The sequence below is a fragment of the Rhodoligotrophos appendicifer genome (assembly GCF_007474605.1).
Lineage (GTDB): Bacteria > Pseudomonadota > Alphaproteobacteria > Rhizobiales > Im1 > Rhodoligotrophos > Rhodoligotrophos appendicifer.
The window spans coordinates 50,944-58,572 of sequence record NZ_VHKL01000018.1 but is presented as its reverse complement, the minus strand read 5'-3'; the positions used below and the strand labels follow the sequence as shown (position 1 = coordinate 58,572).

The 7,629-nt window shown below is 66.0% G+C and carries 7 protein-coding genes; 3 read left to right on the top strand and 4 right to left on the bottom strand.

Annotation, left to right across the window (positions count from 1 at the left end; genetic code table 11):
• Positions 1-100 precede the first annotated feature (100 nt).
• Together FKM97_RS25230 and FKM97_RS25225 are read left to right on the top strand one after the other, a co-directional pair.
• A complete protein-coding gene (locus FKM97_RS25230) occupies positions 101-1,441 on the top strand; it encodes a TIGR03808 family TAT-translocated repetitive protein (RefSeq protein WP_170241139.1) in 1,341 nt (446 codons plus the stop codon).
• 176 nt (positions 1,442-1,617) lie between these two features.
• Complete coding sequence (locus FKM97_RS25225; RefSeq protein WP_144295230.1) at positions 1,618-2,511, top strand: dienelactone hydrolase family protein; 894 nt, start codon at positions 1,618-1,620, stop codon at positions 2,509-2,511.
• A gap of 3 nt (positions 2,512-2,514) precedes the next feature.
• On the opposite strand, the gene FKM97_RS25220 is transcribed toward FKM97_RS25225, so the two are convergent.
• From FKM97_RS25220 to FKM97_RS25210, 3 genes are all read right to left on the bottom strand, one after another.
• Positions 2,515-3,258: a DUF3750 domain-containing protein gene (locus FKM97_RS25220; RefSeq protein ID WP_144295229.1), complete on the bottom strand. Its 744-nt coding sequence runs from the start codon at positions 3,256-3,258 to the stop codon at positions 2,515-2,517.
• Between the two features lie 213 nt (positions 3,259-3,471).
• Positions 3,472-3,684 (bottom strand): SlyX family protein, encoded by a 213-nt coding sequence (locus FKM97_RS25215; protein WP_144295228.1) that lies wholly within the window; start codon positions 3,682-3,684, stop codon positions 3,472-3,474.
• Complete coding sequence (locus tag FKM97_RS25210) at positions 3,681-4,727, bottom strand: proline racemase family protein (protein ID WP_144295227.1); 1,047 nt, start codon at positions 4,725-4,727, stop codon at positions 3,681-3,683. Before FKM97_RS25210 ends, FKM97_RS25215 begins: the two co-directional genes overlap by 4 nt.
• A gap of 154 nt (positions 4,728-4,881) precedes the next feature.
• Between FKM97_RS25210 and FKM97_RS25205 the strand changes: the two genes are divergently transcribed.
• A complete protein-coding gene (locus FKM97_RS25205) occupies positions 4,882-5,796 on the top strand; it encodes an MBL fold metallo-hydrolase (RefSeq protein WP_144295226.1) in 915 nt (304 codons plus the stop codon).
• A gap of 151 nt (positions 5,797-5,947) precedes the next feature.
• Here the strand turns inward: FKM97_RS25205 and FKM97_RS25200 are convergent, their stop codons facing one another.
• Positions 5,948-7,594 (bottom strand): long-chain-fatty-acid--CoA ligase, encoded by a 1,647-nt coding sequence (locus FKM97_RS25200; RefSeq protein ID WP_144295225.1) that lies wholly within the window; start codon positions 7,592-7,594, stop codon positions 5,948-5,950.
• Positions 7,595-7,629: the final 35 nt, after the last annotated feature.

The following is a 7,629-nucleotide window of genomic DNA, read 5'->3' as shown; positions in this document are numbered from 1 at the left end:
CTAATCCGCCGCCGCCTTCCCCCCCCCTTGCCTCCCCCCGCTGGGCCGACGAGCCGGGCAAGCATCTTGCATGGGTGCTGTCAGAAGGAACCCAGATCCCATGTCCCCTGTCTCCAGACGACACATGCTCGCCGCAGGCTCCCTCGGCCTTGCCGGCGCCCTCGCCACCCCCGCCGCCGCGCGTGCCGCCCGCGCCGCTGAGCCTTCGCCCGTGCTCGACGCCCGCAGCCTGAGCCTCATCCCCGACAGCCCCGAGGATCAGAGCGGCGCCCTTCAACAGGCCCTCGCCGCCGCAGCGCGCGAGGACACGCCGCTCTTCCTTCCGGCCGGCCGGTATCGCGTCTCGGGGATCGTCATGGAGGCCCCGGTCAGCCTCTTCGGCAGCCCCGGCCGCACCATCCTGCAGCAATCGGGCAGCCGCAACCTGCTCTCCCTCACCGGGCCCCATATCCGCCTGTCCGATCTCGTGCTCGATGGCGCCCGCGCGGCACTCGATGGTGCCCTCCTGCGCGCCGAGGCCGCCGATGATCTCCGTCTGACGGGTCTCGAAATCCGCAACTCCGCCGATGGCGGCATCGGCCTGATCCGCTGCTCGGGCTCGGTCACGGGCTGCACCCTGGCGGAGATCGCCAATGTGGCGCTCTTCGCTCTCGACAGCCGCGGCCTCGAGATCCACGGCAACCGCATCGCCGACATCGGCAACAATGGCATCCAGGTCTGGCGCAGCGCGGCCGGCGAGGACGCAACCGCCGTCTTCAACAACCGCATCGAGCGGATCCGTGCTGATGCCGGGGGTTCCGGTCAGAACGGCAATGGCATCAACGTCTTCCGCGCGGGCTCGGTCTCAGTCCGCGACAACCGCATCACCGATTGCGCCTTCACCGCCGTGCGCGTGAATGCCGGCTCCAATGCCCAGATCATCGGCAATTCCTGCGCCCGTCTGGGCGAAGTTGCGCTCTATGCGGAATTCGGCTTCCAGGGTGCCGTCATCAGCGACAACCTCGTGGACACGGCAGCACTCGGCATCTCGATCACCAATTTCAACGAGGGCGGCCGGCTTGCGGTCTGCTCCGGCAATCTCATCCGCAATCTCTTCACCCGCACGGAAGGGGAGCCGCGCGGCATCGGCATCGCCGTCGAGGCCGACGCCGCCATCACCGGCAATGTCGTCGAGAATGCCCCGCGGGCCGGCATCATGGTCGGCTGGGGCCGCTATCAGCGCAGCGTCGCCGTCACCGGCAACATGATCCGGGACACCCGTTGGGGCATTGCGGCCTCCGTCGCTCCAGGCGCCGGCCGCGTGCTCATCGGCCAGAACATGCTCTCCGACTGCAGCGAAGGCGCCATCATCGGCCATCAGAACGGCCGCGCCGTCACCCCCGATCTCATGGCCGCCCGCGACCTCCCCGGCAACCTCACCGTCACCGGCAACAGCGCCTGACCCCATCGCGAATCTCAGCCCCGAGATCCCCTCATCCTGAGGAGCAGCCGTGAGGCTGCGTCTCGAAGGATCGCCTCCCCTCACGTCGGTTTGATCGCTGGGCGGCCGCAGCCCCCTGTCGGCAGCCCATTTCTCCTCTAATCTGCCCGCATCAGAAAAAAGCAAATGGAGACCCGATGTCTGCCTTGAGTGAGCTTCCCTCCGACGTCCTGGGCCTCGTCCGCTCCGTTCCCCTCTCGCGCCGCGGTTTCATGACCGCCTCCGCAGCCTCCGCCGCGGGTTATGCTCTATGCGCCGGCGAGGTCCGTGCCGACGTGATCACCACCGACACGACCGGCCTCGAGACCGGCGAGGCCAAGGTGACGGTCTCAGGCGGAGAGATGCCAGTCTATTTCGCCAAGCCCGCCAATGCAGCGAATGCGCCGGTCATCCTGGTCTGCATGGAGATCTTCGGCCTGCACGAATATATCCGCGACGTCACCCGTCGGCTTGCGAAGCTCGGCGCCTTTGCCGTAGCGCCCGACTATTATTTTCGCGCCGGCACCGATTTGACGAAGATCACCGAGGTCCCGAAGCTCTTGCCAATCGTGAATGCAAAACCCGATCAGGAGCTGCTCGCCGATCTCGACGCGACTGTCGCCTGGGCCAAGGCTGAAGGTGGCGATACCGGCCGGCTCGGCATCGTCGGCTTCTGCCGGGGCGGCCGGACGGTCTGGATCTATGCCGCCCACAATGCGGAGCTCAAGGCTGGCGTGGCCTATTACGGATCCTTGGTCGACCCCGAGGGGCAGAAGGCGATCTTGCCGAAAAGTCCGCTGGAACTGGCCCCTGAGGTGAAGGCGCCGGTCCTCGGGCTCTATGGCGGCGCCGACCAGGGCATCCCGGTGTCCCAGGTCGAGGCCATGCAGTCGGCCCTGAAGGCGGCGGGCAAGACGGCCGAGATCAAAGTCTATCCCGACGCGCCCCACGCCTTCCATGCCGACTATCGCCCGAGCTATCGCGAGGAGGTGGCCAAGCAGGCCTGGCAGGAGATGGAGACCTGGTTCAAGACCCACGGCGTCCTGGGCTGACGGCTAGATCCCGATCCGCCCGAAGCCCGGCAACTTGATGCCGGGCCGGCGCAGGTCGACACCCGCGATGGCACCGAGCACATTCAGCTCGATGCCTTCATACCAGCCGATGGTGAGCCCGGCATAGCCGCCCAGCGAAAGCTGCACGCCTGTTCCCGTCGGCGTCCGCTTCAGCCATCGGCCGTCATAGGGGAAATCCTTGCCGATGGCGGTGGGCGGCAGCACCGCCTTGGTCTCCGGGACGGCGGCGATCACGGCGGCGACGAAGGTGTTCGAATTGGGCCCCGGCCAAATCGTGTAATCGCCGCGCTTGGAATAGGCGTAAGTCGCGACCGCCTTGCGGATCTTCGGGATCAGCGCCTCCGCCGTCTCCCCTTCGGCGGCATAGACCACCTGCGGGTCGGAGCCGAACCAGCGCGCATCCGGCGCATAGCCATTATGGCGCACGGGGCTACCCCAGCCGACCACGTCATAGCGGTCATAGGAGCGCGCGCCCTTGTCCTTCACCACGATCCAACTGTGGACGGCGAAGATCCCCTTCCACCGTCCGGTGGGCGCCGCATAGATCCTCACCATGGCCTCCGGCGAGGCGGAGGCCGGCAGCAATTGCCCCGAGCTCGTCCAGTCCGCCTGGGACCAGCTCTTCGGCCAGCCCCGGCTCCACTGCATCGCACCATGAACCGCAAGCGGCGTGGCGAACAGGATCAGGAAGGCAAGACTGAGATATTTGAGAGATGCGAGCACCATGGCCGACAAACATAAGAACCCCGCGCCCCTCCCGCAATTCACCTCTCGGTTAAATCAGCGCCTCCACCCCGACCCCACCCGTCATCCCGGACGCGCTGCAGCGCACCCCACCCGTCATCCCGGACGAAGCGTAGCGCAGATCCGGGACCCCGTGCGGCTCGGGGATCCCGGGTCAAGCCGGGGATGACAGCCAGCGCCTTCGCCCCCCACGCCTCAATAATGCGGCGGCGGTGGCTCCATCGGACGCTCTCGCTCCGCCATGGCTTCCGCCAATTGGTCTTCGAACCCCCGCACCAGCCGCTTCAGCCGATCGATCTCCGTCCATTGTTCCGTGACGACCCGGTTCAACTCCTCGATGGTCACGTCCTGATGCGTGAGCCGCATCTCCAGCTCGTCGACCCGCGCGGCAAGCGCCTCCCCGCTCATTCCTGGCTCACGGCCGTGCCCGACGTGCCCCAGCTGTCGGCGACCACATAGCCTTGTGGATAGGGATCGCTCGGATCGAGGAAATAGCTCGTCGTGCCGGTGATCCAGGCCCGGCCGGTGATGGCGGGAATGATGGCGGGCTTGTCGCCGCACCGTGCCTCGCCGGCGATCCGCCCGTCGAAGCGGGATCCGATGATCGAGGAATGCGAGAACCGCTCGCCCACCTTGAGCTGTCCCCGCGCCGCCAGCACCGCCAGCCGCGCCGAAAGCCCGGTGCCCGTCGGGCTGCGGTCCGACCGTCCCGGCGACACGATGCAGGTGTTGCGGGCAACGGTGTCCGGCCCCTCGAAGCGGGTATTGAACTGGACGATGGAGACGCCCTTCACCTCCGGCAGCTCCGGATGGATCGCCTCGATCTGCGCGCGCGCGGCGATCCGCACCTGTTCACCAAGCACCGCAAGGTCCCGGGCCTCGTCCGGTGCGATGGAGAAGCCGAGCGCCCTCGCATCCACGAGAGCGTAGATCATGCCCCCATAGGCGACATCCACGCTGATCGTCCCATGTCCTTCGAGCTCCAGTGGTGCGTCCAGATGGAACACGAAGGAGGGCACGTTCTCGAAGGTCACCGAGACGCATTTCCCGTCCCGGCACTCGGCGATCACGTCCACCGGTCCGCCGGGCATGTCGAGCCGCATCCGCGTCACCGGCTCCACCATGGGCACCATCCCGGTTTCCAGCAGCACGGTCGAGATGCACATGGTGTTGGAGCCCGACATCGGCGGATATTCCGTCGATTCCATGATGATGGCGCCCGCCACGCAATCGGCGCGCTTGGCCGGCACGATGATGTTCATGTTCCGCGCCACGGTGCCGCGCGGCTCGCACAGCAGGAAGCGGCGGATATGGTCCTGTTCGCGCTCCATGGTCTTCATCATCTCGAAGACCGTCTCGCCTTTGGGCGCCAGCAGCCCGCCGACGACCACGTCGCCCACTTCTCCCTCCGCATGGCACCCGACCACGTTGATCGCCCGTAAAGACCGCATGAATGACCGCCTCTTATGATGAGTGAGCCGACCCTATCGCGCGCAGCAGGCGCTGCAAAGCCTCTCCGCAACGGCCGCCTCTGAAGCCCGGCCCGTCCGCGGCTTGTTTCGCCTGTCCATCCCTGCTACCTCAACCGCGACTGGAGACCCGCATATGGCCGACATCCCATTTGAGCGAGACATGGATTTCACCCTCGGCCGCGCCCAGCAAGTCTCTCCCCTGATCCGCCGCTTGGTAGCACCCAATCCGGGTCCCTTCACCTTTCGCGGCACGAACACCTATATCGTCGGCCAGGGTTCGGTTGCCGTCATCGATCCCGGGCCCGAGAGCGATGATCATCTGGCGGCCCTCCTCGCGGCGATCGAGGGCGAGACGGTGAGCCACATCGTGGTCACGCACACCCACCGCGATCATTCTCCCCTTGCGGCCCGGCTGCAGCAGGCGACCGGTGCCCCCACCATTGCCTTCGGCCCCCATGGCTCGGGTCGCGCCATCGCCCGCGACCTGTCCGGCATGATCGAGCTGGACGCCAGCGGCGACACGGATTTCGACCCCGACCAGCGCATTGGCCATGGCGAGGTGATTGCAGGCCGGGACTGGCACCTGGAGGCGGTCTTCACGCCGGGCCACACATCCAACCACATGGCCTTCGCGCTGCGGGAGGAAAACGCGCTGTTTTCTGCCGATCACGTCATGGCCTGGTCCACCAGCATCATCGCGCCCCCCGATGGCAACATGGCCGACTACATGGCGAGCCTGCGCCACTTGCTCGAGCGCGACGACGAGGTCTTTTGGCCCGGACATGGGCCTGAAAAGCGTGATCCGCGCTCTTTCGTCCGCGCCTTCATCACCCATCGCCAGATGCGCGAGCAGGCGATCCTCGACCGCATCCGCTCCGGCAACCGGACCATTCCCTCCATCGTGGCGGAGGTCTACAAGGCCGTCGATCCGAAGCTCCATCCCGCCGCCGCCATGTCGACCTGGGCGGCCGTCGAGCATTTGGTGGAGCAGGGCAAGGTCAAGGCTGACGGCCCCGTGGCCCTCACGGCCGAATACGCTCCCGCCTGACCCAACCCGTCATCCCGGACGGAGCGCAGCGCAGATCCGGGACCCCGTGCAATTTTCGATCCGTCATCCCGGCCGCAGCAAAGCGGAGAGCCGGGACCTCATGCGGGAGGCGCTCCTCCCCCACAGCGCGCCAAGAACCGTCCTGCGCCCCCTACTCCGCCGCCTCCGCCCCCGGCAGCACGTAGCCGGCAAATTGTTGCCGCAGCGTCAGCTTCGAGATCTTTCCCGTGGCCGTATGCGGGATTTCCTCCACGAACACCACGTCATCCGGCAGCCACCATTTGACCACCTTGTCCTTGAGGAAGCCCAGCACCTCCTCTTTGCTGACCTCCGCTCCCGGCTTCTTCACCAGCACCAGCAAGGGCCGCTCGTCCCATTTGGGGTGCGTGATGCCGATCACGGCAGCCTCCGCCACCGCCGGATGCCCGACGGCGGCATTCTCCAGGTCGATGGAGGAGATCCATTCGCCGCCCGACTTGATCACGTCCTTGGCCCGGTCGGTGATCTGCATGAAGCCATACGCGTCGATCGTCGCCACGTCGCCGGTGTCGAAATAGCCTTTGTCGTCGAGGATCTTGCCGCCCTCGCCCTTGTAATATTCCCGCGCCGTCGCCGCTCCCCGCACCACCAGATGGCCAAAGGTCTTGCCGTCATTGGGCAGCACCTGCCCCTGATCGTCCGTGATTTCCATCTCGACCGTAAAGGGCGGCCGGCCCTGCTTCAGCTGCAGGGGCCACCACGCCTCCGCATCGAGATCGGCGGTCGCCCCCGAACGATTGCCGATCGAGCCGATGGGACTCATCTCGGTCATGCCCCAGGCATGCACGACCTTGGTGTCGTATTTCTTTTCGAAGGCCGCCATCATCGCCTCCGGGCAGGCCGAGCCGCCGATCAGCGCCCGTTCCAGATGGTCGAGCTTGAGCTCGGGATGCTTCTCAAGATGATGCAGCAGCATCAGCCACACCGTGGGAACGCCGGCGGTGACGGTCACCTTCTCCTGGTCCAGAAGCTCATAGATCGAGGCCCCGTCCATCTTCGCCCCAGGCATCACCATCTTCGCACCCGCCATGGGCACCGAGAATGCGAGCGACCAGGCATTGGCATGGAACATCGGCACCACGGGCATGACCACGTCGGTCGATTTCAGCGCCAGCGCGTCCCCGGCGCAGATCGCCATGGCATGCAGCACATGGCTCCGCTGGGAATAGACGACGCCTTTGGGATTGCCGGTGGTGCCGGACGTATAGCAGATGCCGCAGGCCTGCTGCTCGTCGAGCTTCGGCCAGGCGAAGGTGTTGTCGCCCGCAGCGATCAGCTCCTCGTAGCAGATGGGATTGCGCAAACTGGTTTCGGGCATGTGTGCCCGATCGGTCATGATGATGAAGCCTTTGACCGTCGGCAGCTTGTCCTGCAGGGCCTCCATCTGGGCGATGAAGGAGAGCTCGAGGAAGATGTATTTGTCCTCGGCGTGGTTCACGATGTAGTCGAGCTGGTCGGCGAAGAGCCTCGGGTTGAGCGTATGCACCACAGCCCCGAGCCCCATCAGCCCGTACCAGATCTCCAGGTGGCGATACCCGTTCCAGGCCATGGTCGCGACGATGTCGCCTGCGCCGATGCCGAGCTTTGTGTTCACGGCATCGGCGAGGGCCCGCGCCCGCTTCGCGCAATCGGCATAGGTATAGCGATGGACTGGCCCTTCCACCGTCCGCGATACGATCTCTTGGGTACCGTGATAGCGGCTGGCGTGATCCATGATCGTGTGGATCAGCAATGGCCAATCCTGCATGAGCCCCAACATAAGGCATAATCCTCCAAGGAGCGCCCGCGGGCGCC

Excerpts from the sequence above, each read along its gene's own strand:
- FKM97_RS25220 (WP_144295229.1), bottom strand. The coding sequence starts at position 3,258 with ATGGTGCTCGCATCTCTCAAATATCTCAGTCTTGCCTTCCTGATCCTG.
- FKM97_RS25205 (WP_144295226.1), top strand. The coding sequence starts at position 4,882 with ATGGCCGACATCCCATTTGAGCGAGACATGGATTTCACCCTCGGCCGC.
- FKM97_RS25225 (WP_144295230.1), top strand. The coding sequence starts at position 1,618 with ATGTCTGCCTTGAGTGAGCTTCCCTCCGACGTCCTGGGCCTCGTCCGC.
- FKM97_RS25215 (WP_144295228.1), bottom strand. The coding sequence starts at position 3,684 with ATGAGCGGGGAGGCGCTTGCCGCGCGGGTCGACGAGCTGGAGATGCGG.
- FKM97_RS25210 (WP_144295227.1), bottom strand. The coding sequence starts at position 4,727 with ATGCGGTCTTTACGGGCGATCAACGTGGTCGGGTGCCATGCGGAGGGA.
- FKM97_RS25200 (WP_144295225.1), bottom strand. The coding sequence starts at position 7,594 with ATGTTGGGGCTCATGCAGGATTGGCCATTGCTGATCCACACGATCATG.
- FKM97_RS25230 (WP_170241139.1), top strand. The coding sequence starts at position 101 with ATGTCCCCTGTCTCCAGACGACACATGCTCGCCGCAGGCTCCCTCGGC.